This window comes from Amycolatopsis sp. NPDC048633 (genome assembly GCF_040650695.1).
GTDB lineage: Bacteria > Actinomycetota > Actinomycetes > Mycobacteriales > Pseudonocardiaceae > Amycolatopsis.
Genome location: NZ_JBEZHS010000004.1, coordinates 350688 through 375172 on the forward strand (window position 1 = coordinate 350688; position 24485 = coordinate 375172).

Sequence of the window (24485 nt, forward strand, 5' to 3'; positions counted from 1 at the left end):
GCGCCAAGCCGCGCAACCCCACACCGCCGAGCGCAGCCGCTCCACAACCGGCGGTGCTCAGCTGAACCGCGCGACCCGGCGTCGCCAAGCGCGACCACTCCACGAACCGCGACACCCACGCCCCCGAGCGCGGCCACCTCGCGACCCGCGGCGCCTCAGCCGAACCACCCCCCACCGCCAAGCGCAGCCGCCTCGAAACCCGCGGCGGCAAGCGCCAAAACCACACCACCGAGCGCGGCCGCCTCCCAACCGCGCCGAACCCTCGAACCCCCTACCCCGCAGCCGCCTTGGCGGGCGTCGCGAAGCGGCGCAACCCCGGCGTTCCCGCTCCCACCACCACAACCGCCACCACGCACAACAGCCCGCCACTCACCAGCGCCGCCGTCCCGGACGTCACTCCCGCGACCAGCCCGCCCCGCAGATTCCCGAGATCCGGACCCGCCTGCCCGACGATCTGCTCCGCCGCCGCGACGCGGCCGAGCAGGGCGTCCGGCGTGTTCAGCTGTACCAGCGCTCCGCGGGACACCACCGAAACCGTGTCCGCCGCCCCGGCCAGGACCAGGCATGCCAGCCCCAGCCACGGGTTCGGCGCCACCCCGAACACCACCAGCGCGCCGCCCCACGCCGCCGAGCCCGCGAGCATCACCAGGCCCGGCCGGGGCAGCCGGGTGAACGTCCCCGAAAACACCGAGGCCACCACCCCGCCCACCGCGATCGCCGACAGGAACAGGCCCAACGTCCGCGGGTCGCCGGCGAACCTTTCCGCGTTCACCAGCGGGAACAGGCTGATCGGCATCGACAGGACCGTCGCCGCCAAGTCGGTCAGCAGCGCTCCGCGGACCACCGGGGTGCGCACCAGGAACGCCAGTCCGTCCAGCACTCCGCGCACCCCCGGCCGCGAAGGTTCGCCGGACGGGCGCATCGGCGGGAGGCCGATCACGCCGTAGAACGCCATGGCGAACGTCAGCGCGTCGACCAGATAACAACCGCCCACGCCGAACCGGCCCAGCAGCAGGCCGGCCAGCGCCGGGCCGAGCAGCATCGCGCCCTGGAACGCGATCCTGTTCAGCGCCAGCCCGGCCGGGAGCTGCTCCGGCGTCAAGAGCCGCGGGACGAACGTGCGCGCCGCCGGCCCGCCGCCCGCGACGAAGCACGACTGCGCCGCCACCAGACCCAGCACGAGCAGCACCGGCACGTCGCCGAGGAACCCTTGCACCGCAAGGAGAACCGAGCAGAAGGCCTGCCCCGCGGTGGTGATCAGCGCGAACTTCCGGCGGTCGACGCGGTCCACCAGCGACCCGGCGAACAGCCCGAACACGACCACCGGCAGGGCCTGGGCGAGGCCCACGGCACCGGTCCAGACCGTGCTCCGCGTCTGCTCCCAGACCTGGAACATCACGGCCACGAGCGTCATCTGCGCCCCGAAGCCGGAGAAGACCCGGCCCAGCCAGAGCCGCCGGAAGGCCGGCGACACGCGAAGCGGGGTCAGGTCGACGAAGGCACCGGTCAGCGACACCGCGAAATTGTAACAGCGCTTATACGATTCTGAACTCCAGCAGCGATCGACCATCGCTGACGTCCGTCACGGCGTCAAGCGCGAGCCCGTGAGCGGCGGCGAGCTCGCGAAACTCGGCCACCCGGCGCTCCCGGCCGCCGAAGATGACGAGCATGGCCAGGTCCATGTCCGTGCCGGCTCGCCGCCCGCCGACCGGCTCGACGACCAGCACCCGGCCGTCCGGACGAGCCGCCTCGACGCAGCGGTCCAGGACGCGCCCGGCGTGCTCGTCGTCCCAGTCGTGCAGGATGTCGCACAGCAGGTAGGCGTCCGCGCCGGCCGGGAGCGGGTCGAAGAAGCTGCCCGCGACCACCGAAGCCCGGTCCTCGAGCCCGTGCTCGGCGAAGGTCCGGGCCGCCGCCGAGACGTCGAGGTCGACCAGCCGCGCCCGGATCCCGGGGTGGGCCGCCAGGATCGCGGCGAGCAGCGTGCCCGGACCACCACCGACGTCGACGACCGTGGCGAACCGGCCCCAGTCGTAGCCGGCCGCCAGCTGCGGGACCTCGGCGCGCAGCCGGTGCGCCATCTGCCGGTCGAACGACTCCCGCAGGGGCGGGTGCCCGGCGAGGTCGGCCCAGAAGTCCCGCCCGTACCGGCGGTCGTACCCGGCCCGGCCGGTGGTGACGCTGTGCAGGAGCTCGACGAACGCCAGCTCGGCGCGCCCGCCCGCGGTGTCCAGGTTCAGCAACACCGTGGTCAGGCTGTCGCCGCACAGGTTCTCGCCGTAGTCCGTTGTCCGGTAGCCGGTCGCGGTGTGCTCGAAGAACCCGAGCGTCGTGAGGTGCCCCAGCAGCAGCCCGAGCGGAACCGGCGCGACACCGACGTCGTCCGCGAGTTCCGCCACGCCGGCTCCGTCGCCGCGGAGCCGGTCCGGCAACCCCAGTGTCACCGCCACGCGCAACGCCATCGGTGTCGCCAGGCTCGCCAGGTGCAGAATCGTGTTCGCGTCGTCACTCCCCATGACGACGCATGGTGCCAGCCGCCGGATTCCCTCCACAAGGGACGGTCGGTGACCGGATGACCACTGGCGGCAAAGGGAAGCGGTTTGGAAGCCGGATCGGGCAAGATCAGCCGCAATCCGAACCTGAGGAGACGAACCATGAAAGCCCGTTTGCTCCAGGCCGTCATCGGCACGGCCTTCGCGGCCGTCCTGGTCTTCGCGCCCGCCGCCCAGGCGGCCGAGACCCCGCCTCAGCCCGGCCCGTCCATCGGCGTCGGTCCCTACATCGGTGACTCGCCCAAACCGGGCACCGCCAACGCCGAGACCAGGTAACCCGCGCGCAGGACGGCGTCGCGCAGCACCGCGCCGTTCTCCCGCACCCGGGCCGGGGCGAGCACGAACCCCGCGTTCGTGTGCTCGCCCCAGCCCGTCATCACGTGCGGTTCGCCGAACCCGCGGATCGGGCACGGCAGCGGCGGCGCCACGGGCACGTGCGCGTCGCTGGCCAGCAGGCTGACGTCCGCGCGGGCCGCCTGCTGCGGCACGGCCCGCGCGGCCCGGTCCGGTGGCGCCTGGTGCGCCACGACGAGTGCCCGCGGGACCCCCAGTCCCGCGGCCACCCGCCGCTGCGCCAGCCGGTAGGCGACCAGCGCGCCGAGCCCCGCGCCGAACAGCACGTGCGGGCGGGCCAGTACCCCGGCCAGTTCCATCGCGAGGGATTCGACGAGCAGCCACATGTCCCGGTACGGGTGCTCGTCCCGGCGCTCGCCCCGGCCGGGCAGCTCGACGACGTGCACGGCGATCCGCGGGTCGCGCCAGGCCCGGTACCGCCCGGCTGCTTCCCCCGCGTCCGGGAAGCAGACGAACAGCAGCCGCTCGGCTTCGTCGGTGTCCACCCACGGCCCCCTTTTCTCCTCGGCCGGGGATAGGGTCGGCCACGGCACTTCCGTTCCGCTTCGGTCGGCCTTCTGGGGGCTATACGTGCGCTACCGCCTGCTCGGGCCGGTCACGGTCCTCGGCGAAACGGGCGCGGTCCGGCCCGGCGGGCAGAAACAGACGTCCGTGCTGGCCGCGCTCCTGCTGAACCCGAACCGCGTGGTCAGCGAAGACCGGCTCATCGACCTGACCTGGGGCGAGAACGCGCCGCCGAGCGTCCGCGGCCGGCTGCAGGTGCACATCTCGGAGCTGCGGAAGCTCCTCGGCCGCGACGTCATCGTCCGGCGCGCGCCCGGCTACGTGATCGAGGTCGTGCCCGGTGACCGGGACCTCGACGTGTTCGACGACGAGGTCGCCCGGGCCAGGGCCACGTCGGGGCCGGACGCCGTCCGGCACCTGCGGGCCGCGCTGGCGCTGTGGGACGGCACCCCGCTCGGCGGGGTGAGCGAGGCGCTGGCCGGGCGCGAAGGCCCGGCGCTGGCCGAGCGCCGGCTCGTCGTGCTGGAGGAACTGTACGAACAGGAACTGGCTTCCGGGCGCCACGGCGAGGTGGTCGGGGAGCTGCGCCGGCTCGTCGAGGAGCACCCGTTCCGGGAACGGCTGCGGGCCGCGCTGATGCTCGCGCTGCACCGCTGCGGCCGCACGCCGGAAGCCCTCGAGACCTACGCGCGGGCGCACGAGCTGCTGGTGGACGAGCTCGGCATCGAGCCCGGCCAGGCCCTGCGGGACCTGCGGATGCGGATCCTGCGCGGCGAAGGCGAGCCGGTGCCGGCCGTGGCCCCGGTCGTGCCGCGGCCCGCCGAGCTGCCGCTGGACGTCCGCGGGTTCACCGGCCGGGCACCGGAGCTGGCCGCGCTCGACGAGCCCGGCGACGTCTGGGTGATCACCGGCACCGCTGGCGTCGGCAAGACCGCACTCGCCGTGCATTGGGCGCACACCGCGCGGGCGGGCTTCCCCGACGGCCAGCTGTACGTGAACCTGCGCGGCTTCGACGCCGACGACGAGCCGCTCACCCCCGCCGCCGCGCTCGCCCAGCTGCTGCGCACCCTCGGCGTCGACCTCCGGGACGTGCCGCCGGGCATCGACGACCAGAGCAAGCTCTACCGGTCGCTGCTGGCCGACCGGCAGGCGCTGGTGGTGCTGGACAACGCCCGCGACGTCGCGCAGGTGCTGCCGCTGCTGCCGTCGTCGGGCCGGGTGCTGGTGACCAGCCGCCACCGGCTCGACGAGCTCGTCGCGCGCACCGGCGCCCGGTCGCTCGGGCTGAAGCAGCTGCGGGAGGACGACTCGCGCGCGCTGCTGACCGTCCTGCTCGGCGAGCGGGCCGCCGCCGAGCCCGGAGCGGCCGACGAGCTGGCCCGGCTCTGCGGGCACCACCCCCTGGCGCTGCGGATCGCGGCGGCGAACACCGGGGTCGCGAGCCTCGGCGAGCTCGTCGACGAACTGCGCGGCGACCCCCTGGCCCAGCTCGGCTTCGACGGCGGCGAGGAGAGCGCCGTCGCGAAGGCGTTCTCGGTGTCCTACCAGGCATTGCCGCCGGAGCTGCAGCAGGTGTTCCGGCTGCTGGCCCTGGTGCCCGGCGCCGATTTCACGACGGTCGCCGCGGCGGCCCTGCTGGACGTACCGGCCGAGGAGGCGACGCGGCGGCTGCGCGGGCTGGCCGCGGCGAACCTCCTGGAGGCGCACGCGCCCCGCCGCTACCGGTTCCACGACCTCGCCCGGCGCTACGCCGAGCGGTGCGTCCGCGCCGACGAAGACGAAGCCGCGCGCGAAAAGGCGTGGGAACGGCTGTTCACCGGCTACTGCGCGGCCGCGGACGCCGCCGTCGCGCTGTTCGGCGCGCGGATCGTGACGCTCCCCCGCGAAGACGCCCCGGCGACGCCGAGCCCGGTCGCGTTCGCCGACGCCGCGGCGGCCGTGGCCTGGCTGGACGTCGAGGTGCCGAACCTCGCGGCGGCGTTGCGGCTGGCGGCGACGCGCGGGCCGTACCCCGCCGCGTGGTACCTCGCCGACGCCCTGCGGCGGTTCTTCCACGACCACGGGCGCCGTGCGGAATGGCTGGAGCTCGCGCCGATCGTGCTGCGCGCGGCGCGGGAGCACGGCGCCCAGCCGGCCGAGGCGCTGGTGCACCTGTCGATCGGCGGCGCGTACTTCCGCGAAGGCCAGCACGAGGCGGGCATCCGGCACTCGGAGAAGGCGGTGCTGGCCAGCCGGGCGTGCGGCTGGCGCGAGTGCGAGGCGACGGCGGTCGCGAACCTGGGGTCGATGCTGGAGTGGACGGGCCGGCTCTCGGAGGCCGTCGAACACAGCCGGCGCGCGATCCAGCTGTTCCGCGAGCTGGCGAACCGGTCCGGCGAAGCACTCGCGCTGAACTCGCTGAGCTGCCACTACCGGCAGCTGGGCCGGCTGGAGCAGGCCGAGGACTGCCTGTGCGAAGCGGTCACGCTGTGCCGCCGGGAGGACCTGCGGTTCTGGGAGGCCGCGAACCTCGCCGACCTCGCCTGGGTGCTGCAGGAGACGGGACGCTTCGAGGAGGCGGCCGAAGCGGTGGAGGGATCCCTGAGCGCGTTCCGCGGCCTCGGTTCGAGCTTCGGCGAGGCGACGGCGCTCACCGCGTTGAGCGCGTTGCAGGGCGCCCGCGGCGACCACGACGCCGCGGCGCGGACGGCGGAAGAGGCGTTGGACCGCGTCCGCCGCGACGGCGACCGCCAGGTGGAGGCGGCGGCCCTGATCGCCCTCGGCCGCGCGTCGGAGGCCGGCGGCGACCTGGCCTCGGCCGAGCGTGTGCTGAGCGAAGCCCGGGAGCTCGCGGTCGAGTCCGGTCTGCGGGGTCAGCTGGCGGAGGCGTCGGCGACGCTGGCGTGGGTCCTGGCGGCGGCCGGCCGGGTCCCGGAAGCGGGCGAGCACGCCCGGACGGCGCTGGACGCGGCGCGGGCGGGCGGTTACCGGCTTTTGGAGGCACAGGCACTGCTCGGGCTGGCGGCGGTGGAGGGCGCGGCGGGGCGGCCGATGCTGGCGGACGGGACGGCGCGGGAGGCCCGCGGGCTGTACCGGTCGGTCGGCCACGCCACGGGGGAGGCGCTGGCGGAGCGCTTCCTGGCCGACCTCGGCCGCAGCGCCACGGGCTGAGCTCCGGCCCTGGACAAGTCGTTCATGACGCCGCGTGGTGTTACCTCCGGCCCGCCCGCGCGACATACTGAAGCCATGCCCCGTCCGAAACACGTCCCCGCGAGCGATCTCCGGCTCCCGGACGCGCTGCAGCCGGGGCGGCCGAAGGGCGACCAGCTCCGCGAGATCCTCGAAGGCGTCGCGACCGAGGCCGGTCCCGGGCGGCTGATGCCGTCCGAACGGTTCCTCGCCGAGCACTTCGGCGTCGCCCGCGGCACCGTGCGCCAGGAGGTCAACCGCCTGGTCTCCGACGGCGTCCTCTACCGCCAGCACGGCACCGCCACCTTCACCGCCGAACGCCAGGCCGCGCACATCGACATGCTCACCTCGTTCACCGAGGACATGAAGGCCCGCGGCGTGATCCCGAAGACGAAGGTGCTGCACGCCGAGGTGCTGGGCGCGGGCCCGCGCATCGCCGGGCGTCTCAACGTGCCCCCGGGCGCGCGCGTGTTCCGGCTGGAACGCCTGCGCTACGTCGACGACGAGCCGTTCGCCGTCGAGCGCACCAACCTGTCCGTCGACCGGTTCCCGGACATCGAGCTGTTCGACTGGGAGACGCAGTCCCTGCACCGCACCCTCGAGGAACGCTGGGGCGTGCACGCCGAATGGAACGACACGGCGATCTCCGCGGTCCTGCCCGACGCCCTCGACGCCGGCCTCCTCGGCATCGAGCCCACCCAGCCGTGCCTGATCATCGAAGGCACGCTCCACGACCAGGGCGGCGGCGTCATCGAAGCCGGCCGCTCGCTGTATCGCGCGGACCGCTACACCGTGTTCACCCAGGCCCGCCGGAGCCCGGCTTGACGTCGTGCGCCCGGAGCAGCTTCAGGCAGTGCTCCACCAGCACGTCCCCCGCGTCCGGCCCGAACAGCGTCACGTACGACTCGTAGACCCCGTCGCGGTGCCCGTCCGCGTCCGGCAGGTACCCCAGGTAGCCGTCGGTGTAGCCGATCACCCGCGTGTGCCGGAACGGGCTCCCCCGCCGGATGCGCAGCCCCAGCGACGCGAACAGCTCGAACGGCGTGTGCAGCCACGCGATCTCCCCCAGCGACACCACGCTGACCGGGACCTCCGCGCAGCCCGTCGGCCGGTCGGTGGCCGCCATCGCGGCGAGCATCGCGCAGCCCTCGTACCGCGTCTGCGCGATCCGGACCGCCGGGTGGTCCTCGCCGTGGCGGGCCAGCTCGTGCTGCCACCCGCGCTCGGCCGACTGCCGCAGCTCCAGGCTGTCCTCGAGGGACGGCACGTCGCGGTAGGGCAGGTGCAGGGCCGAGCGGGACAAGCGGATCGGGCCGGTCGCGGCCGGTGACGACGCCGCCGCGAGTGTCCGCGCGATCGACGTCGCCAGGTGGCCGCCGAGCGTCCGGACCTCGGCGTGGTCACGGCCGCGCCGGACGAACCGGGAACTCGCGTCGCCCGCCGCGCCCTGCAGGAACGCCGCCACCGGCTGCCCGATCAGCGCCGCCAGCTCGCGCCGCGTCGCGCCCGGCCAGTCCGCCGACCACGCGAGGTTGTCGGGCCCGAGCACGGTCGGGTGGCTGGCGTAGTCGAACAGCAGCGCCGCCGGGGAACCGTCGTCGCGGCGCAGCTCCAGCACCCCGAACGACGTGTCGTGCGGCCCGTCCGGCCGGTAGCGGTTGCCGCCGACGGCCTCCGTCGCCCCCGCGTGCCAGCGGGCCCGGACGCGGCCGCGGCACGCGCGCAGCCGCAGCGCCGCCCCGGTGACCGTCTCCGCCATGCGGCCGACCAGCCCGGGGTCGCGCCGCCCCGGCAGCCCGGGGTGCAGCGGGCCGGTCCAGCCCTCGGGCCCGGAATGCGTGTGCGACGCGCAGACGAGCACCCGCGCCGGGTCGATGCCCACCGCGGCCGCGACGGCGTCGGCCAGGGTGCGGGTGAGCCCGGCGTCGACCGCGAGCGCGTCGAGCGCCACCCACAGCACCCCGGGGTCGTCTTCGGTGGACAGCCAGATCAGCGACGCTTCGAGGTCGTCGTGCGTGCCGGTCGCGACGCCGTCCCGGGCCAGGTAGCCGCCGAGCGGGTGCCCGGGGCCCGGCGTGATCCGGACGTCTTGCGCGGCGAGCAGGAGTGCGGCGGTCACCAGGTCGATTCCAGGACGTCGACGACGCCGTCGCGGCCGGCGGCGCGAGCCACCCCGGCCAGCTCGGTGACGTCGTCGGTCGTGTACAGCAGGACTTCCAGCAGCATCGGCAGGTTCAGCCCGGCCACCAGCTGCAGGCGCGGGTGCGCGAGCGCGCGGACGGCGTTGAACGGCGAGCCGCCGTGCAGGTCGGCGAGCACGAGTGCCTCGGTGGCCTCGCCGAGCAGCGCGAGCAACCGGACGCCGAACTCTTCCGGGCTGTCGTGCGGGCTCAGCTCGCAGACCTTCAGCCGCGACTGCGGCCCGAGGATCATCTCGGCGGCTTCCCCCACGCCGGAGGGCAGCCGCCCGTGCCCGGCGAGAACGATCGGGACGGACATGGCGGTGTCTCCTAACCCTTTGCCGGGGCCGATGGCGCGAACCAGCCGAGCCACCCCAGGACGACCCCGGCGACGACGACGATGCCGATGGTCCAGACGGGCCGCAGCCGCGCCTTCGCCGTCAGCAGGTAAACCCCGGCGGTGACGAGCACCGGCAGCAGGAACGGGACCAGCTCGTCGAGCCGGTCCTGGATCGCGACGGCCTGCGTCACCGGTTGTCCCTGGACCGTCGTGGTCTGCCGGTAGGTCAGCGTGGTGACCACCTTGACGATCGACGGGATGAACCCGCCGAGCACGACGAACCCGAGCACGGTGGCCCCCTGCGCGACGCGCGCGAGCGCGCCGGCGGCGAGGTGGCCGGCCAGCCGTTTCCCTTCGCGGTAGGCGAACCCGAACTGCCAGCGCCGCACCAGCGCGTACGGCACGAGCACCATCACCGCGGCGAAGGCGGGGCCGAGCCAGTTGCCCTGCAGCGCCCACGACGCGCCCATGGTGAAGATGATGCTGTTGTACAGCGCGAAGACGACGGTGTCGCCGATGCCGGCCATCGGCCCCATCAGCGCGACCTTCGTGCTCGCGGCCGACTTCGGCGTGCCCGCTTCTTCCAGCGCGACGCTCGAACCGAGGATCAACGGGCCGCCGATCAGCACCGAGGTGTTGAAGAACTGGAGGTGCCGCTGCAGGCCGGCGACGTAGTCGGCCTTCTCCGGGTAGAGCCGGCGCAGCACCGGTTCCATCGAGTACGCGAAGCCGAGCGCCTGCATCCGCTCGTAGTTCCAGGAGATCTGGCTCGACCAGAAGTACCGGCGGAACACGCGGCGCAGGTCCTGCTTCGTCAGCCGAGCGTCCACAGTGGACTCTTCCGGCGCTGCCGGGACGGCGAGCGCCGGCTCGTCGCGCTTGAGCGTCACGAACAGCATCGCGACCGCGACGCCGACCAGCGCGATCCCCAGCAGCGGCAGGTGGAGGTAGGCGAACGCGACGAACCCGATCAGCAGCAGGTACCAGTACCGCGACAGCTCCATCATGCCGAGCAGCAGCGCGAACCCGACGGCCGGCAGCAGCGATCCGGCGAGCGTCATGCCCTGCACGAACCCGGCGGGAATGCTCGCGGTGATGTCCTTGACCAGGCCGCCGGACGCGGCGAGCGCGGCGAGGAACGTCGGGATCGCGCGCACCGCCACCCACGGCACCAGGCTGACCCAGTGGATCAGCGCGAGGCCGCGCGCATTGCCGTCGGCGGCGTAGCCGTCGGCCCGGTGGACCAGCGCGGTGGTGATGATCTTGCCGACGGGGTCGAGCGCCGAGAGCAGGATCGCGGCCGGCAGCCCGACACCCAGACCGATCGCGACCTGCGCGGACGTGTCACCGGCGGCGCCCGCGGCCAGCGCGGTGCCGACGATCGCGCCGGTCTGGTAGTCCGGGATGGTCGCGCCGCCGTAGGTGTAGACGCCCAGGGCAGCCAGCTCCAGCGTCGCGCCGATCAGCAGGCCGAGCAGCGGGTGCCCGACGATCAGCCCGGCGACCGAGCCGGCGATGAGCGGGCGCTGGGCGTAGATCAGGAACGGGCCGAGCCCGTCGTAGGTGCAGTAGATCGCCCACAGAGTCAGGGCCAGCGCGACGAGCATGCGGGGCTAGAGCCCTTTCCGGTCGAGCAGCGGGACGAAGTCGGCGGGCTTGTCGTGCGGCATCAGCTGTGTGACCAGCGGAACGCCCGTCGCGGCGAGCTTGCGGTAGGCGTCGGCCTCGTCCGCGGTGACCGCGATCGAGCGCGTGACCATGGTGTAGGCGGTCCCCGGCCGCGGCGCGACGTTGCCGACGTTGACCGTTTCGGGTCGCAGCCCGCCTTCGACCAGGCGAAAGGCGTCCCCGGGGTCCTTCGCGACGATCATGAGGTGCGGGCCGGTTTCCGCGCTCAGCGTTTCGGCGACGGTCAGCACATCGGTGGGCAGCCCCCGCGCGGCCTGCGGCAGCAGCATCCGCTGCAGCTCATCGGCGGCGACGTCGTCGTTGCAGACGAGCAGCCGGCGTACCCCGAGCCGCCGGGTCCACGCGACGGTGACCTGCCCGTGGATCAGCCGGTTGTCGATCCGGACGTGTGCCCCCGCCATGCGTCTCCTCCCGGCCGGAAGCACCCATCCTGGTTCGCACCAGTAGTTGTGTCAACGCGGTCTGTGACCAGCGGCGCGCACGACGACTTCGCGCGGCCGACGGAAGGACCCCTCAGACCTTCCGTCGGCCCGCGAGCGCGAAGCCCCCTCGGTTTCCCCGGACCCTCCCATAAAGGTATATACCAGTATGAACGTACGAGATCGACTGTCAAGAGCCGTACCGCTCAGCGGGCCGGGAAGATCATTTATCGGTCGGCCGACAGAAATGCGCAGGTGGGCGAGCCGGCACAGCGAAACCCAGGTCAGGCCGCGCGCAATGCCATGAAAGGGTCGTTCACCGCGTCCGACGCCATGAAAGAGTCGTTCATGCCGTCCGGCAGCACACCGGCCGTGAGCGATTCACCCCAGGCTGTCCGTTCTTGTCAGTGACAGCCCTTTCGCCCCCTTCTATCATTCCCATTGGTCTAGACCGCACTTCTCGTCCACTGCCGTATCGGGAAAGGCGGAACTCCCATGACCCCGAGAACCTGGCGCCTCGCCGCGCTCAGCACCGCCCTCGTCTTCGCCACCGCGCTGCTGCCCTCGGCCGCCGCGGCCGGCGACGGCACCGAGCAGCTCCCCGATCACCTCCGGAAGCAAACCGCCGCCGTCACCGCCAAATCCACCGTCTGCGACGGCGACGGCACCAGCGGCAAGCGCGTCCAGGCCCTCTACGTCCGCGGCAACACCCAGGCCGACCGGTACGCCCAGTTCGTCGGCCAGTTCCAGACCTTCGCGAGCCAGATCGACGACGGCTTCGTCGAGGCCGCGAGCCGGCTCGGCGGTGGCGTCCGGCACCTCCGGTACGTCACCGACTCCAGCTGCCGGGCCACCGTGAACAACGTGACCATCGCCCAGTCCGACATGGCGACCGTCGACACGATCACCAACGCCATCAAGGCGCAGGGCTACAACCGCGCCGACCGCAAGTACATCGTCTGGTACGACAAGGACGGCTGCGGCCTCGCGTTCGGCAACGGCGGCAACGACAGCCCCGGCTCGGGCAACCCCTACAACGCCGGCCCGCACTACGCCACGGTCGGCACCGGCTGCTGGTCCTGGCAGGCGACCGGGCACGAGCTGCTCCACACCCTCGGCGCCGTCCAGGGCAGCGCTCCCCACTCCAGCGCCTTCGGTCACTGCTGGGACGACGAAGACATCATGTGCTACGACGACGGCGGTCTGCCGAACCCGCCGGGCACCCTCGTGAAGGTCTGCCCGGGCGCGCCGGAGAACCAGTTCGACTGCCTCGGCGACGACTACTTCAACACCAACCCGGCGCCCGGCAGCTACCTGGCGACGCACTGGAACGTCGCGACCAGCGCGTACCTCATCGCGAGCGGCACGCCCTATCCCGCCGGCACCATCACCGGCCTCGGCGGCAAGTGCGTCGACGTCAGCGCGTCGAACACCGGCAACGGCACGGCCGTCCAGCTCTGGACCTGCAACACCACCCCGGCCCAGCGCTGGACCAGGCAGAACGGCACGATCCGCGCCCTCGGCAAGTGCCTGGACGTCGCGAACAGCGGCACCGCCGACGGCACGCTCGTCCAGCTCTGGGACTGCAACGCCACCGGCGCGCAGACGTGGCAGGCGCGCTCCGACGGCACCCTGCTGAACCCGCAGTCGGGCAAGTGCCTCGACGCGACCGGGAACTCCTCGGCCGACGGCACCCGCCTGCAGATCTGGACCTGCGCGACCACCGCGAACCAGCGCTGGGTGCTCGCCGGATAAAAGGGCGCAACCTGCCCGCGCCCCCGTCGTTAACCGGTTCGTAAGTCCAGGGGAGGAACCATGCCGGCCGTCACATCGAACATCGTCCCGCTCCGGCATGCCCGCCCGGGCGTGGTCGGCTACGTGAAGAGCCCCGCCGAGTGGTTCGTCTCGAACAGCGGCTGGATCCAGGGCAGCGAAGGCGTCGTGCTGGTCGACACGTGCGGCACCGAGCAGGCCACGCTGGAGCTGATGCGCGACGTCCGCAAGTACGCGGGCGAGCAGGAGCTGACCGTCGCCATCACGCACGCGCACGGCGAGCACCACAACGGAGTCGGGGTCGCGCTGCGTGATGGCGGGACGGCGCTGGCTGCCCCCGGCAGCGTCGACCTCGTCAAGGCCGGCCCGCAGACCTACGGCAACGTCTTCACCTACACCCAGTGGGGCGTGCTCGAGCCGCCGGAGCCGGACGCCGTCCGGCCGGTGACCGGCTGGCAGCGGCTCGACCTCGGCGACGCGGTCGCCGACGTCGTGGCGGTGCCCGGCGTCGCGCACACCGCGGGCGACCTCGTGGTGCACGAGCCGCGCTCGGGCACGCTCTTCACCGGCGACCTCGTGTCCGTCGGCGACACGCCGCTGGCGGTGCACGGCTCGATCCCGGGCTGGCTCGACGCGCTCGCCTGGCTGCAGGACACGTTCCGCCCGCGGACCGTCGTGCCGGGCCACGGCCCGGTGGCGACCCCGGGCCACAGCGCGCTGCACGCGATGCGCGTCTACCTGGAGTGGCTGCTCGAGGTCACCGAGCGCCAGACGGACTTCACGAAGCTGGCGAACCGGGCGTCGCTGCGCTGGCCGACGTGGCGCAACCCCGAGCGGCACATCGGCAACCTGATGCGCGCCTACGCCGACCAGCACGGCCGGAAGCTGGACGTCGACCTGGCGATCGACGCGGTCCTCGCGGCGGCGGGCGGCCGGATCGACCTCGACTGCCTGCTGGGCGGGGAGCCGGTCCGCCGCATCTCCTAGCCTTGCTCCGGACGGTGGCTAATACTTATCAGCCTTTGACAACCGTCCACCGGGACGCCTGCAATGGTCTGGACAACTTGCGATCACCGGCCTCGACGAGGAGACGCCCGTGCGCACCAGACCCTTCTTCCGGCGACTCGCCACCCTGGCCGCGGCGGCCGCCGTCGCCGCCGGGCTCACGACCGCCCTCGCCCCGGCCGCGGCCGCGGTCCCGGCCACGATTCCCTTGAAGATCACCAACAACTCCGGCCGCGCCGACCCCATCTACCTCTACGACCTCGGCACGTACCTGGCGACCGGGCAGCAGGGCTGGGCGGACGCGAACGGCACGTTCCACGCCTGGCCGGCCGGCGGGAACCCGCCGACCCCGGCGCCGGACGCGTCGATCGCCGGGCCGGCAAACGGCCAGTCGATCACCATCCGGATCCCGAAGTTCTCCGGCCGGATCTACTTCTCCTACGGGCAGAAGCTGGTCTTCAAGCTCACGACCGGCGGCCTGGTGCAGCCCGCGATCCAGAACCCGTCCGACCCGAACGTCAACATCCTCTTCAACTGGTCGGAGTACACGCTCAACGACGGCGGGCTCTGGCTCAACAGCACCCAGGTCGACATGTTCTCCGCGCCGTACGCGGTCGGCGTCCAGCCGGTCGGCGGTACGACGAAGAGCACCGGCCACCTGAAAGCGGGCGGCTACAACGGTTTCCTGAACTCATTGCGCGGTCAGGCCGGCGGCTGGGCCAACCTGATCCGGACGCGCTCGGACGGCACGGTCCTGCGTGCGCTCGCCCCGGGCCACGGCATCGAGATGGGCGTGCTGCCCGCGAACGTGCTGCAGGACTACATCAACCGCGTCTGGACGAAGTACAGCTCGTCGACGCTGACCGTGACACCGGTGGCCGACCAGCCGAACGTGAAGTACTACGGCCGCGTCTCGGGCAACGTCATGAACTTCACCAACACCTCCGGCGGGTTCGTGACGGCGTTCCAGAAACCCGACTCCGACAGCGTTTTCGGCTGCTACAAGAACCTCGACGCACCGAACGACGTCCGAGGCCAGATCTCGCGCACGCTCTGCGCAGGCTTCAACCGCTCGACGCTGCTCACCAACGCCAACCAGCCCGACACCAGCTCGGCGGGCTTCTACCAGGACGCCGTCACCAACCAGTACGCGAAGAAGATCCACGCGCAGATGGCGGACGGCAAGGCGTACGCGTTCGCCTTCGACGACGTGGGCCACTTCGAGTCCCTGGTCAACGACGGAGACCCGGCGACCGCGTACCTGACGCTCGACCCGTTCAACTAGAGCCGCACCACTTCCGGTGCCACCGGCGTATCCCCGAGCCACGTGCAGGCGGGTACGCCGGTGCTCTGCTGCACCGGCACCGCCTTGCCGACCTTGACGAGACCCTCCGGCTGCCCGCAGGCGGCCAGGTCCAGTACCAGCAACGGTATGACGAGCAGAATCTTCCGGATCCACATGTCAGCTCACCCCGGTTCCGTCTCCACACTCCCGATTCGGACACGGCGGCCGCGGCGCGCCGGTTCAGCGCGAACGGGTGTATTTCCCGGACGGCCCGCGGCTCGGATGAGCGGGGGAAGACCGGAAGGAGTCCCCCGATGGCGTACCTGTCCCGAGGGTCGCTCTTGGCTAGGCTGAGCGGGCCGATCGGAGGTGCGGTGGACACCACGACCCTGCTCGAAACGGCCGCGCGCGGTGACCAGGCGGCCTGGGACACCCTGGTGGCCCGGTACGCGAGCCTGCTGTGGGCGATCGCCCGCGGCCACCGGCTCTCGGACGCCGACGCGGCCGACGTCGTCCAGACGACGTGGCTGAAGCTCGTCGAGAACCTCGGCAAGATCAAGGACCCGGACCGCCTGCCCGGCTGGCTCTCGACGACCGCGCGGCACGAATGCCTCCGCCAGATCCGCCGCGCCGGCCGTGAACGCCCGGCCGACGACCAGGACTGGCAGGACGAGCCGGAGGACGGCGCTGGTGTCGACGCGGCCGTGCTGCTCGACGAGCGCAACGCCACGCTGTGGCGCGCGCTGGCCACGCTGTCCGAACCGTGCCGGCAGCTGCTGCGGGTGCTGATGGCGTCTCCCCCGCCGTCGTACGCGGAGGTGGCGGCCGCCCTCGACATGCCGGTCGGCAGCATCGGCCCGACCCGGCAGCGCTGCCTGGGCCGGCTGCGGGAGCGGGCCGGCGCGGCCGGGCTCGGAACGGAGGACCGGACGTGACCGACGACGAACTCCTGGACGAGCTGCGCGCGGCCGCGCAGCAGGCGGACCCGGTGCCGGACCTCGTGCTGCGCCAGGCCCGCGCGGCGCTGGCCACCCGTGACCTCGACGCCGAGCTGGCCGAGCTCGGCGCCGACTCCGACCTGGCGGCGGCCGGCACGGTCCGCGGCGGCGACGTCCGCCTGCTGTCGTTCGAGTCGCCCCGGGTGTCGGTGGAGCTGCAGGCCGAGTACGAGGACGGCCGGATCACGCTGCGCGGCCTGGTGACGGGCGCGGAGGGCGACGCCGTGATCGAGGCGGCGGGCGAAACCCACGTGCGCCCGATCGACCCCGACGGCTGGTTCACCGCGACGAACCTCCCCCGCGGCGCGACCCGGGTGAAGGTGACGGCCACGGACGGCACGACGGTCACCACCGGCTGGGCCAGCCTCTAGCCGCAACTCACGTGATCCAGGCCGGAACTCACGTGATCGGGGCCGTAACTCGCGAGTTCCGGGCCCAATCACGCGAGTTCCGGCTCCGATCACGCTAGATCCGGCTTCCCTCACACCCCTCCGGCCTGGGCCGGGTCATGATGGGTTGGTGCGGATCACGGCCTGGTGGCGCGGAATCAGCCCGCGGCGGCGGCTGCTCATGGGCGGCGTCGCCGTCGTCGTGGTGGCCGTGCTCGTCGCGGCCGTGCTCGCCACCACCGGGACAAGCGCCGCGCCGCGGGCCGGGACGCCCGATCAGGACAAGCCCGGGCCCGTCCTGCTCGTCCCCGGCTACGGCGGTGGCCAAGGCGCCCTCAACGAGCTCGCCGCCCGCATCCGGCAGGCCACCGGCCGCACCACCGAAGTCCTCACCCTGGCCGGCGACGGCACCGGTGACCTGCTCGAACAGGCCGGAGTCCTGGCCGAAGCCGTCGAGAACGCGTACGCGCGCGGAGCACCTTCGGTGGACGTCATCGGCTACTCCGCCGGCGGCGTCGTGGCCCGGCTGTGGGTCAGCCGCGACGGCGGTGACCACCAGGCCCGCCGGGTCGTGACGCTCGGCGCGCCGATGCACGGCACCGGGCTCGCCGCGGCCGGCGGCGCGCTCGTCCCGGGCGGCTGCCCGACCGCGTGCGTGCAGCTGGCCCCCGGCAGCACGCTCTTGCAGGAGCTGGCGAAGGAACCCATCCCGGCGACGCTGCCGTGGCTCTCGGTGTGGACCGAGCGGGACGAGACGGTCACCCCGCCGGAGTCCGCCCGGCTCGACGGCGCCGTCAACGTCGCCCTCCAGCAGGTCTGCCCCGGCAACCAGGCCGGTCACGGCGACCTCCCCACAGATCCCGCCGTCACCGAGCTCGTCCTGCAGGCGCTCGGCACCGCGCCGCTCGAAGCCCCGACGGAGTGCCTCAGCTCGTGATGTCCTTCGTCGCGAAGTTCGCCCACGCGGCCCCGAAGAACACGACGATGTAGCCGGCCTGCAGCAGCATCCCGTGGTCGATGTTCCGCCACAGCACGGGATCGCGGAAGAAGTCGATCCAGGACAGCCAGTAGTGCGTCGGCAGGTAGGGCTTCACGGACGCGGCCGCGTCCAGGGTCTCCAGCACCGAGCTGGTGATCAGCACGGCCAGCCCGCCCAGCGCGGCCCCCAGCGCCGAGTCCGTCACCGTCGACAGGAACACCGTGATCGCGGCGAACCCGAGCATCGACACGACGATGTACGAAACCGCGCCCAGCAGCCGCAGGCCCAGCCCGGACGAGCTGAGCGACTGCCCCGACAACGACGTCACCCCGGTCGGCTGCCCGCCCGGCCCGGCGACGCCCGGCGTCCCGCCGGTGCCGAACAGGATCACGCCGAGCACCAGCGACGTCAGCACGACGATGACGATCGCCGCGGTCACGTACACGGCGAGCGCGACCATCTTGGCGGCGAGCAGCCGCGTCCGGCCGGCCGGACGCACCAGCAGGTACCGCAGGGTGCCGGTGGACGCCTCGCCCGCGATCGAGTCGCCCGCGGTGACGGCGACCGCGATCGGCAGGAACAACGGCAGGACGAGCGCGAGCGCGGCCGCCGGGAACAGCGCGCCGTCGGCGACGACCGCCGACAGGAACGCCCCGCCCTGCCCGGGTGGCGGCGCGAAGTCGGCCGTGGCCAGGAAGATGCCGACGATCGCGGGCAGCAGGCAGAGCAGCAGCACGCTGACCCACACCCGCGGCCGCAGCACGAGCTTGCGCAGCTCGACGAGGATCATCCGGCGGCTCCGAACCGGTCCGAGCCCGGACCCGTCACGTCGAGGACGACCTGTTCCAGCGTCCGCTGCTCGGCGTGGATCGACGCCACGCGCACCCCCGCTTCGACGAGCATCGCGTTCAACGCCGCCGGGTCGCCGTGCCGGATGACCAGGCGGTCGCCGTCGCGGGACTCGAGCTGCCCGTCGAGAACCGCGACCGCCGCCGCGGTGTCCGGCGTCCCGACCAGCACCCGGCCGGTCGCCGCCCGCAGCGTCTCCAGGTCCTCCTCCAGCACGAGCCTTCCCCGGTCGACGACGCCGACGCGGGTGCAGAGCTGTTCGACCTCGGCCAGCAGGTGGCTGGACAGGAACACCGTGGTGCCGCCCGCGTTCAGCTCGACGAGCAGCTCGCGGATCTCCTTGATGCCCTGCGGGTCGAGGCCGTTGGTCGGCTCGTCGAGGATCAGCAGCCGGGGCTTGCGCAGCAGCGCGCCGGCGAGCCCGAGGCGTTGCCGCATGCCGAGCGAGTAGGCCTTCACCGGCCGCTGGTCCACCGCGCCCAGCCCGACCTGCTCCAGGACGTCGTCGATCCGCCGCCGCCGGGTACGCCGCCCGCCGCCGCGCCCGGCGGCGTCGAGCAGGGCGAGGTTGCGGCGCCCGGACAGGTGCGGGTACGCGGCCGGGCCCTCGACGAGCGCGCCGACCTGCGGCAGCACCTCGGCGACCCGCTTCGGGACGGGCTTCCCGAGCACCTCGATCTCCCCGCTGGTCGCGTAGACCAGGCCGAGCAGCATCCGGACCAGGGTGGTCTTGCCCGAGCCGTTCGGGCCGAGGAAGCCGTAGCGGTCGCCTTCGCGGACCGCGAGGTCGACGGCGTCGACCGCCACCGTGGTGCCGTACCGCTTGGTCAGCGCGCGGGTGACGATCATCGGCCGCTCCGGCGCACCGTGGACAGCTCTTCCGCGACGGTCTTCAGCACGTCCGGCGTGACCGTGCCGGCGAGCAGGTAGGACCGGCGGAAGGCCGAAGCGCGGACGATCGCCAGCGACAACGGCGTGATCGACAGCTGCACCACCGTGCCTGCCGGAAGCCGGGTCTGCACCGCGCCGGCCTTCCCCGCGGCGTCACTCGCCGCGTTCCCGACCGCGCGCGGCACGGCGATGACCGCGAAGGCCGCCAGCCCGGTGCCGTAGAGCGCGGCGCCCTCCACGCCGCCGAACTTCGACGACACCACCGGGCGCCCGGCGAGCGTCGCCGGCAGCGGCACCTGGCCCAGCGCGCCGAGCGCGTTCGAGACGTCCGGGGCGCTCGCCACGGTGAAGCCCGAACCGAGCACCGGCCGTGGGGCTTCGACGACCGGTGTCGTCTGTTCGAGCTGCTGGAACTCGGTGACCAGGATCGGGGCCTGCTGCCCGCGGGCGGCGACCTCGACGCGCACGGCCACGCCGGTCACCGGGTCCGCCCAGACGTCGACGCGCCCGATCGTCGTGGCCGGGTCGGCGGGGACGAGCCGCAGCCCGGACGCGGCGACGCCGGCGACGTTCCGCCCCGGCAGCGCGCTCACCGGGTCGCCTTTCGCCGCCTGGAGGATCCGCCGCGCGAGCTCCGGTGGCAGCAGGTCCCCGGCCCGCGGGAGCCGGACGCCCGGATCGCCGATCAGCTCGGTCAGCGTGTTGTCGCCGTAGTCCCACGTGTATTCGCCGTCGGGCAGCCGGTAGACGTCGTGCTCGCCGGCGGTGCCGAGGATGTCGACGCGGTAGCGGTCGGGCCCGGCGTACCACGCGCGCATCGGCGTCCGCAGGGAGAAGAGCGCGGTGACGGGCGCGAGGTTCGGCAGCTCCGGCAGGGCGAGCGAGCCGTCGCTTTCGGCGTAGCCCTGGTACGGCCGCGCGGCGGACGCCAGCACGAGCTCGCGCAGCCGGCCCGCGTCGACCTGCTCCCCCGCCGGGGCGAGGGCGGCGACGACGGACGGCACGGACACGAGCACCGCGGCCACGGCGGCGACGACCGCCCATCGGCGCCGCTTCGCGTGCCGCACCACCGAGGGCGTCATCCGGCATCACCTCTTCGTCCTTTGTACGCCATGGCCCCCGGCGCAGGGCTATGGTCGGCGGGTGACGAACCCCGTTCATGCCGCCGTCCTGAGCTAGTTCCGCTCCGGAAACCCACGCATCCCCCGCACCTATCGCGGGTTCCCAGTCGTGCCCGCGGCAAGAACGGAAACCCCCTTTCTGTGGCTCTCCTCGTCATGCCCGGCGAACCCCCTCGCCGGCTCTTCTCCCCTCCTGACCGGCGGGCGGTCCTCGCCGACGACCGCCTCTCCGCCGACGCCGCCCTGCGCACGGTGTCCGACGGCGTCGCCCTGCTCTGGCAGGGCGGCTATCCGGCCGCCCGGCAGCTGCTCGACGCCATGAACCGGCGGATCCCGGCGCCCCCGCCGGACGACTACGCCCGCTACCGCGCCGATCGCGCTTCGCGAGCGCGGCTGCTCTCGCTCCTCTACGTGCCCCTCGACGCCGGTCACGTCATCCCGCTGCGCCGGGCGCCGGACGTCTCCGCCGCGTGCACCGCGGTGTACGGCGTCTTGACGGACCCGGCGGCGATACCGCTGCGGGAGCTGCTCGGCGTGCTCGGCGCGGCCGAATGGCGCCGGAAAGGGGTCGCCGTCGACGCCCTCGGCGCGCGGATCCACCCGCACTACGGCGTCTTCGCCCCGATCCGCCAGGAGTACGTCGACCTGGTCGCGGCGGCGCCGTTGCCCGCGTGTTCGCTGGCCTTCGACGTCGGCACCGGCACCGGGGTGCTGGCCGCCGTGCTCTCCCACCGCGGCGTCGCCCGGGTGGTGGCGACGGACGCCGATCCCCGCGCGGCCGCGTGCGCGACCGACAACCTGGCCCGGCTCGGCTTCGGCGCCCGCACCGAGGTCGTGTGCACGGACCTGTTCCCGCCCGGCCGGGCCCCGCTGGTGGTCACGAATCCGCCGTGGCTGCCGGGCCGCCCGCGCACCCCGCTCGACCACGCCGTGTACGACCCGGGAAGCCGGATGCTGCGCGGCTTCCTCGACCGCGCGCGCCGGCACCTCACGCCGGACGGCGAGGCGTGGCTCGTGCTGTCGGACCTCGCGGAGCACCTGGGGTTGCGCACGCGCGAGGAGCTCCTGGCCTGGATCGCGGTGGCGGGCCTGCGGGTCACGGGCCGGACCGAGACCCCGGCCCGGCATCCCCGCGCCGTCGACCCGGCCGACCCGCTGCACCGGGCGCGGGCCGCCGAAGTCACGTCACTCTGGCGACTCAGTCCATAGTGGACACGAGGCCCGCGACCGCCTCGACGGCTTCCCGCGTCTCCCGGACGTTGTGGGCGCGGAACACCGCGGCACCGGCGTGCGCCGCGATCGCCGTCGCCGCCAGGGTGCCCGCCAGGCGGTCGTGGGCCTCGACACCCAGGGTCTCGCCGATCAGGTCCTTGTTCGACAGCGCGACGAGCACCGGCCAGCCCGTCGCCACCAGCCGGTCGAAGTGCCGGAGCAGCTCGAGGCCGTGGCGGGTGCTCTTGCCGAAGTCGAACGTCGGGTCGACGAGCACGCCGCCGCGCGGCACCCCGGCGGCGACCGCCCGCTCGGCCGCCGTGGTCAGCTCGGCGACCACGTCCGCGACGACGTCGTCGTAGCGGGGCCAGAACGGCCGGTCCGGGGTCGGCGCGGGGTACGGGTCGGTGCGCACCGGCATGCCCCCGACGTGGGAGCAGACGTAGCCCGCGCCGAACTCGGCGGCGACCTCGGCCAGCTTCGGGTCGGCGCCGGCCCAGGTGTCGTTGAGCAGGTCGGCGCCCGCTTCGCAGACCTGGCGCCCGACCTCGTGCCGCCAGGTGTCGACGCTGATCACCAAGCCGGGGTGGCGCTCCCGCACCTCGGCGACGAACGGCACGACCCGGTCGATCTCCTCGTCGACGTCCACCTCGGGCCCCTCGCCGGCCTTGACCCCGCCGATGTCCACGATGTCGGCGCCCGCCGCGACCGCGCGGTCGACGGAGTCGCGCGCCGCGTGCCCGGCGAACGTCGCGCCCTTGTCGTAGAAGGAGTCGGGCGTGCGGTTGACGATGGCCATGACCAGCGCGCGATCCCCGGGCATGCGACGGCCGCGGAAGACCACCTCCGGCCGGTGTGACGTCATGCGCCCAACCCTGCCAGGTCACGGGTCGGTCCGGAACGCCGCGTCCGCGCCCGTCGTCCGGTTATCCTCGGCGCAGACCGAGCAGGGGGAGAGCATGAGCACGACCAGCGAGGGCCCGGCCCGCAGCGACGCCGAGGCGATGATCGCCGAAGCCAAGAAGGCCTTGTGGGTGATGGTGGGCCTGCTCGCCGTGCTGTGGGTGATCCAGCTCGTCAACGCCCCCACCGGGTACGACCTGAGCCGGGAGTTCGGCATCGAGGCGCGCGACCCGGCGTCGCTGCCGGAGATCTTCAGCGCGCCGTTCATGCACTCCAGCTGGGGCCACATCGAGGGCAACTCGGGGCCGCTGTTCGTGTTCGGCTTCCTCGCCGCCTACCGCGGGGTGAAGAAGTGGCTCGGCGTGAGCGTGCTGATCATCGTCGCCAGCGGGCTCGGCGTCTGGTTCATCTCGCCGTCGAACTCGATCACGGTCGGCGCCAGCGGCCTGGTCTTCGGCTACTTCGGCTACATCATCGTGCGCGGGCTGTTCGACCGGCACCTGATCGACATCGTGCTCGGGCTGGTGATGGCGCTGTGCTTCGCCTACACCTTCGCCTCCCTGCTGCCGACCGAAGAGGGCGTCAGCTGGCAGGGCCACATGTTCGGCTTCGTGGGCGGCATCGTCGGCGGCTGGCTGTTCCGCGACCGGCGGCCCAAGGCGGTCGCCACCCCCGACCCGGCGACCGCCCTGCTGCCCAAGGACCTCACCTAGGCGGTTCGAGCTCCGCGTCGACGACGATCCGGACGTACCGGCCGATCATCGCGCGTGGCGCGCGGATGCCGAGCGGGGCCCGGTCGAAGGTCCCGGTCGCGCGGACGCCTTCGCCGACCGGTTCGACGGTGAGCGTCAGCGGGCCGGACGTCCCGCGCAGCCGCAGCTCGCCGGTCACTTCCCAGCCGTCGCCGTGCCGCCGGACGGCGGTGGCCTCGAACGTCATCTCCGGACGGGCGCCGCTGTCGAGGAGGTTCGGCTTCCGCAGGTCCGCGTCACGCTTGGGGTTCCCCGTGTCGAGCGCGCCGAGGTCGAGCTCGGCGCGGACCGCCGTCACCTCGCCGACGGCGTTCACCTCGACGCTGCCCGCGCGGACCGGGATCGTGCCGGGCACGTGGTTGAAGCCGAAGTTGCGGACGTCGAACGCCGCCGTCTGTCCACTTCGGACGGTCCAGGTCCCGGCGCGGAGCGCGGGAACGGTGTGCGGGCTCATCGCGCACCCGCCGGCTCCGGCAGGGCCGCGTGCAGCACGCGGTGCAGGTCGACGCGGTCCGGGCCGGGCAGCAGCGCCGGGTCCTCGCCGGGCAGCAGCTCGGTGCTCGCGATCGCGACGTGCGTCGCCTCGATCGTCTCGATCGACGCGGCGAAGGAGACGACGACCAGCGCCCGGTCCTCGGCCAGCAGGACGTAGGTCGTCCCGACGCCGTCGAGGGCGCGGACGGCGGGCCAGACCCGGTCGCGGCCCGCGCGCAGCTCGGCGGCCGACTGGTCCGCGCCGCGCGGGCCGTCGAACCAGGTCACCTGGGCGAAGACGGCCTCGGCCGACGCCGGCTGGATCTCGGCGACGCGGTAGACGCCGGTGTCGAGCCAGGTGGTCCCGGCGGGCCGCCGCGCGGCGGCTTCGCTCGCGGTGGCGGCGTCGGGCCAGAAGGTGACGACGGCGCCGGTCAGGCCGACGACCTGGGCGAGCGTGCAGGCGCCGAGGGCGCCCGGGCCGAGATCGGGCTCCGGCGCCCCGGCCCCGAGCGGGACCCGGAACTGGTGGACGGTGGCGTGCATGACGTGCTCCTTCCGCTGGTGGAGCCCACTCTCGGCCCGACCGGCGCGCCGGACATCAGTGCCGGTACGGAGGACACCACTGAAACCGGACACGGAGGGGAT

Annotated in this window: 25 protein-coding genes; 11 read left to right on the top strand and 14 right to left on the bottom strand. The window is 73.4% G+C overall.

Annotation, left to right across the window (positions count from 1 at the left end; all coding sequences use genetic code 11):
• Positions 1–271 precede the first annotated feature (271 nt).
• Positions 272–1516, bottom strand: coding sequence for an MFS transporter (locus AB0C38_RS12230; protein WP_360670765.1), 1245 nt, complete (start codon positions 1514–1516; stop codon positions 272–274).
• Between the two features lie 19 nt (positions 1517–1535).
• Complete coding sequence (locus AB0C38_RS12235) at positions 1536–2516, bottom strand: methyltransferase (protein WP_360670768.1); 981 nt, start codon at positions 2514–2516, stop codon at positions 1536–1538.
• A gap of 138 nt (positions 2517–2654) precedes the next feature.
• Between AB0C38_RS12235 and AB0C38_RS12240 the strand changes: the two genes are divergently transcribed.
• A complete protein-coding gene (locus tag AB0C38_RS12240) occupies positions 2655–2828 on the top strand; it encodes a hypothetical protein (RefSeq protein ID WP_360670771.1) in 174 nt (57 codons plus the stop codon).
• Here AB0C38_RS12240 and AB0C38_RS12245 read toward each other — a convergent pair.
• Positions 2777–3391 (bottom strand): thioesterase domain-containing protein, encoded by a 615-nt coding sequence (locus AB0C38_RS12245; protein ID WP_360670774.1) that lies wholly within the window; start codon positions 3389–3391, stop codon positions 2777–2779. The two genes, AB0C38_RS12240 and AB0C38_RS12245, sit on opposite strands and share 52 nt — an antisense overlap.
• Before the next feature lie 85 nt (positions 3392–3476).
• On the opposite strand from AB0C38_RS12245, the gene AB0C38_RS12250 reads away from it, so the two are divergent.
• Positions 3477–6560: a BTAD domain-containing putative transcriptional regulator gene (locus tag AB0C38_RS12250; RefSeq protein ID WP_360670777.1), complete on the top strand. Its 3084-nt coding sequence runs from the start codon at positions 3477–3479 to the stop codon at positions 6558–6560.
• A gap of 75 nt (positions 6561–6635) precedes the next feature.
• Entirely contained in the window at positions 6636–7403 is a 768-nt protein-coding gene (locus tag AB0C38_RS12255) for a GntR family transcriptional regulator (RefSeq protein WP_360670780.1), read from the top strand.
• Here AB0C38_RS12255 and AB0C38_RS12260 read toward each other — a convergent pair.
• The 4 genes from AB0C38_RS12260 to AB0C38_RS12275 are packed head-to-tail and all read right to left on the bottom strand — an operon-like array spanning position 7375 to position 11188.
• Entirely contained in the window at positions 7375–8697 is a 1323-nt protein-coding gene (locus AB0C38_RS12260; protein WP_360670783.1) for a hypothetical protein, read from the bottom strand. The two genes, AB0C38_RS12255 and AB0C38_RS12260, sit on opposite strands and share 29 nt — an antisense overlap.
• Positions 8694–9077 carry a PTS mannose transporter subunit IIAB gene (locus AB0C38_RS12265; RefSeq protein ID WP_360670786.1) on the bottom strand — a complete coding sequence of 128 codons (384 nt, stop codon included), beginning with the start codon at positions 9075–9077 and terminating at the stop codon, positions 8694–8696. The genes AB0C38_RS12260 and AB0C38_RS12265 overlap by 4 nt, the downstream gene beginning before the upstream one ends.
• 11 nt (positions 9078–9088) lie before the next feature.
• Complete coding sequence (locus tag AB0C38_RS12270) at positions 9089–10705, bottom strand: PTS system mannose/fructose/sorbose family transporter subunit IID (RefSeq protein ID WP_360670789.1); 1617 nt, start codon at positions 10703–10705, stop codon at positions 9089–9091.
• Positions 10706–10711: 6 nt separating this feature from the next.
• Entirely contained in the window at positions 10712–11188 is a 477-nt protein-coding gene (locus AB0C38_RS12275; RefSeq protein ID WP_360670791.1) for a PTS sugar transporter subunit IIB, read from the bottom strand.
• Between the two features lie 513 nt (positions 11189–11701).
• Between AB0C38_RS12275 and AB0C38_RS12280 the strand changes: the two genes are divergently transcribed.
• The 3 genes from AB0C38_RS12280 to AB0C38_RS12290 all read left to right on the top strand — a co-directional run bounded on the left by AB0C38_RS12280 (position 11702) and on the right by AB0C38_RS12290 (position 15269).
• A complete protein-coding gene (locus AB0C38_RS12280) occupies positions 11702–12961 on the top strand; it encodes a ricin-type beta-trefoil lectin domain protein (RefSeq protein ID WP_360670794.1) in 1260 nt (419 codons plus the stop codon).
• Positions 12962–13021: 60 nt separating this feature from the next.
• Positions 13022–13966, top strand: a complete 945-nt coding sequence (locus AB0C38_RS12285) for an MBL fold metallo-hydrolase (protein ID WP_360670797.1) — start codon at positions 13022–13024, stop codon at positions 13964–13966.
• Positions 13967–14075: 109 nt separating this feature from the next.
• Complete coding sequence (locus tag AB0C38_RS12290) at positions 14076–15269, top strand: glycoside hydrolase family 64 protein (protein WP_360670799.1); 1194 nt, start codon at positions 14076–14078, stop codon at positions 15267–15269.
• Here AB0C38_RS12290 and AB0C38_RS12295 read toward each other — a convergent pair.
• Entirely contained in the window at positions 15266–15445 is a 180-nt protein-coding gene (locus AB0C38_RS12295) for a hypothetical protein (protein WP_360670802.1), read from the bottom strand. The genes AB0C38_RS12290 and AB0C38_RS12295 overlap by 4 nt on opposite strands.
• Positions 15446–15643: 198 nt before the next feature.
• Between AB0C38_RS12295 and AB0C38_RS12300 the strand changes: the two genes are divergently transcribed.
• The 3 genes from AB0C38_RS12300 to AB0C38_RS12310 all read left to right on the top strand — a co-directional run bounded on the left by AB0C38_RS12300 (position 15644) and on the right by AB0C38_RS12310 (position 17593).
• Complete coding sequence (locus AB0C38_RS12300) at positions 15644–16204, top strand: sigma-70 family RNA polymerase sigma factor (protein ID WP_360670805.1); 561 nt, start codon at positions 15644–15646, stop codon at positions 16202–16204.
• Positions 16201–16638, top strand: a complete 438-nt coding sequence (locus tag AB0C38_RS12305) for a hypothetical protein (protein WP_360670808.1) — start codon at positions 16201–16203, stop codon at positions 16636–16638. The genes AB0C38_RS12300 and AB0C38_RS12305 overlap by 4 nt, the downstream gene beginning before the upstream one ends.
• A gap of 148 nt (positions 16639–16786) precedes the next feature.
• On the top strand, positions 16787–17593 hold the full coding sequence (locus AB0C38_RS12310) for a lipase (RefSeq protein WP_360670811.1): 807 nt from the start codon (positions 16787–16789) through the stop codon (positions 17591–17593).
• Here the strand turns inward: AB0C38_RS12310 and AB0C38_RS12315 are convergent.
• From AB0C38_RS12315 to AB0C38_RS12325, 3 genes are read right to left on the bottom strand one after another with little or no spacing between them, the layout of a single operon-like run.
• A complete protein-coding gene (locus AB0C38_RS12315; protein ID WP_360670814.1) occupies positions 17583–18425 on the bottom strand; it encodes an ABC transporter permease in 843 nt (280 codons plus the stop codon). The two genes, AB0C38_RS12310 and AB0C38_RS12315, sit on opposite strands and share 11 nt — an antisense overlap.
• On the bottom strand, positions 18422–19333 hold the full coding sequence (locus AB0C38_RS12320; protein WP_360670817.1) for an ABC transporter ATP-binding protein: 912 nt from the start codon (positions 19331–19333) through the stop codon (positions 18422–18424). The genes AB0C38_RS12315 and AB0C38_RS12320 overlap by 4 nt, the downstream gene beginning before the upstream one ends.
• Positions 19330–20457 carry a hypothetical protein gene (locus AB0C38_RS12325; RefSeq protein ID WP_360670820.1) on the bottom strand — a complete coding sequence of 376 codons (1128 nt, stop codon included), beginning with the start codon at positions 20455–20457 and terminating at the stop codon, positions 19330–19332. The genes AB0C38_RS12320 and AB0C38_RS12325 overlap by 4 nt, the downstream gene beginning before the upstream one ends.
• A 195-nt stretch (positions 20458–20652) precedes the next feature.
• Here AB0C38_RS12325 and AB0C38_RS12330 point away from each other — a divergent pair, with 195 nt between their 5' ends.
• On the top strand, positions 20653–21705 hold the full coding sequence (locus AB0C38_RS12330; RefSeq protein WP_360670823.1) for a class I SAM-dependent methyltransferase: 1053 nt from the start codon (positions 20653–20655) through the stop codon (positions 21703–21705).
• Here the strand turns inward: AB0C38_RS12330 and folP are convergent.
• Positions 21695–22573, bottom strand: coding sequence for a dihydropteroate synthase (folP, locus tag AB0C38_RS12335; protein WP_360670826.1), 879 nt, complete (start codon positions 22571–22573; stop codon positions 21695–21697). The two genes, AB0C38_RS12330 and folP, sit on opposite strands and share 11 nt — an antisense overlap.
• A 94-nt stretch (positions 22574–22667) precedes the next feature.
• Between folP and AB0C38_RS12340 the strand changes: the two genes are divergently transcribed.
• Complete coding sequence (locus AB0C38_RS12340; RefSeq protein ID WP_360670828.1) at positions 22668–23324, top strand: rhomboid family intramembrane serine protease; 657 nt, start codon at positions 22668–22670, stop codon at positions 23322–23324.
• Here AB0C38_RS12340 and AB0C38_RS12345 read toward each other — a convergent pair.
• Entirely contained in the window at positions 23317–23817 is a 501-nt protein-coding gene (locus AB0C38_RS12345) for a YceI family protein (protein ID WP_360670831.1), read from the bottom strand. The two genes, AB0C38_RS12340 and AB0C38_RS12345, sit on opposite strands and share 8 nt — an antisense overlap.
• Positions 23814–24383 carry a hypothetical protein gene (locus tag AB0C38_RS12350; protein ID WP_360670834.1) on the bottom strand — a complete coding sequence of 190 codons (570 nt, stop codon included), beginning with the start codon at positions 24381–24383 and terminating at the stop codon, positions 23814–23816. The genes AB0C38_RS12345 and AB0C38_RS12350 overlap by 4 nt, the downstream gene beginning before the upstream one ends.
• Positions 24384–24485: the final 102 nt, after the last annotated feature.

What these genes read in the sequence shown, in the direction of transcription:
- AB0C38_RS12330 (WP_360670823.1), top strand. Translation starts at nt 20,653, where the DNA reads ATGCCCGGCGAACCCCCTCGCCGGCTCTTCTCCCCTCCTGACCGGCGG.
- AB0C38_RS12270 (WP_360670789.1), bottom strand. Translation starts at nt 10,705, where the DNA reads ATGCTCGTCGCGCTGGCCCTGACTCTGTGGGCGATCTACTGCACCTAC.
- AB0C38_RS12255 (WP_360670780.1), top strand. Translation starts at nt 6,636, where the DNA reads ATGCCCCGTCCGAAACACGTCCCCGCGAGCGATCTCCGGCTCCCGGAC.
- AB0C38_RS12280 (WP_360670794.1), top strand. Translation starts at nt 11,702, where the DNA reads ATGACCCCGAGAACCTGGCGCCTCGCCGCGCTCAGCACCGCCCTCGTC.
- AB0C38_RS12235 (WP_360670768.1), bottom strand. Translation starts at nt 2,516, where the DNA reads ATGGGGAGTGACGACGCGAACACGATTCTGCACCTGGCGAGCCTGGCG.
- AB0C38_RS12350 (WP_360670834.1), bottom strand. Translation starts at nt 24,383, where the DNA reads ATGCACGCCACCGTCCACCAGTTCCGGGTCCCGCTCGGGGCCGGGGCG.
- AB0C38_RS12345 (WP_360670831.1), bottom strand. Translation starts at nt 23,817, where the DNA reads ATGAGCCCGCACACCGTTCCCGCGCTCCGCGCCGGGACCTGGACCGTC.
- AB0C38_RS12240 (WP_360670771.1), top strand. Translation starts at nt 2,655, where the DNA reads ATGAAAGCCCGTTTGCTCCAGGCCGTCATCGGCACGGCCTTCGCGGCC.
- AB0C38_RS12340 (WP_360670828.1), top strand. Translation starts at nt 22,668, where the DNA reads ATGAGCACGACCAGCGAGGGCCCGGCCCGCAGCGACGCCGAGGCGATG.
- AB0C38_RS12320 (WP_360670817.1), bottom strand. Translation starts at nt 19,333, where the DNA reads ATGATCGTCACCCGCGCGCTGACCAAGCGGTACGGCACCACGGTGGCG.
- AB0C38_RS12325 (WP_360670820.1), bottom strand. Translation starts at nt 20,457, where the DNA reads ATGACGCCCTCGGTGGTGCGGCACGCGAAGCGGCGCCGATGGGCGGTC.
- folP (WP_360670826.1), bottom strand. Translation starts at nt 22,573, where the DNA reads ATGACGTCACACCGGCCGGAGGTGGTCTTCCGCGGCCGTCGCATGCCC.
- AB0C38_RS12295 (WP_360670802.1), bottom strand. Translation starts at nt 15,445, where the DNA reads ATGTGGATCCGGAAGATTCTGCTCGTCATACCGTTGCTGGTACTGGAC.
- AB0C38_RS12265 (WP_360670786.1), bottom strand. Translation starts at nt 9,077, where the DNA reads ATGTCCGTCCCGATCGTTCTCGCCGGGCACGGGCGGCTGCCCTCCGGC.
- AB0C38_RS12275 (WP_360670791.1), bottom strand. Translation starts at nt 11,188, where the DNA reads ATGGCGGGGGCACACGTCCGGATCGACAACCGGCTGATCCACGGGCAG.
- AB0C38_RS12315 (WP_360670814.1), bottom strand. Translation starts at nt 18,425, where the DNA reads ATGATCCTCGTCGAGCTGCGCAAGCTCGTGCTGCGGCCGCGGGTGTGG.
- AB0C38_RS12285 (WP_360670797.1), top strand. Translation starts at nt 13,022, where the DNA reads ATGCCGGCCGTCACATCGAACATCGTCCCGCTCCGGCATGCCCGCCCG.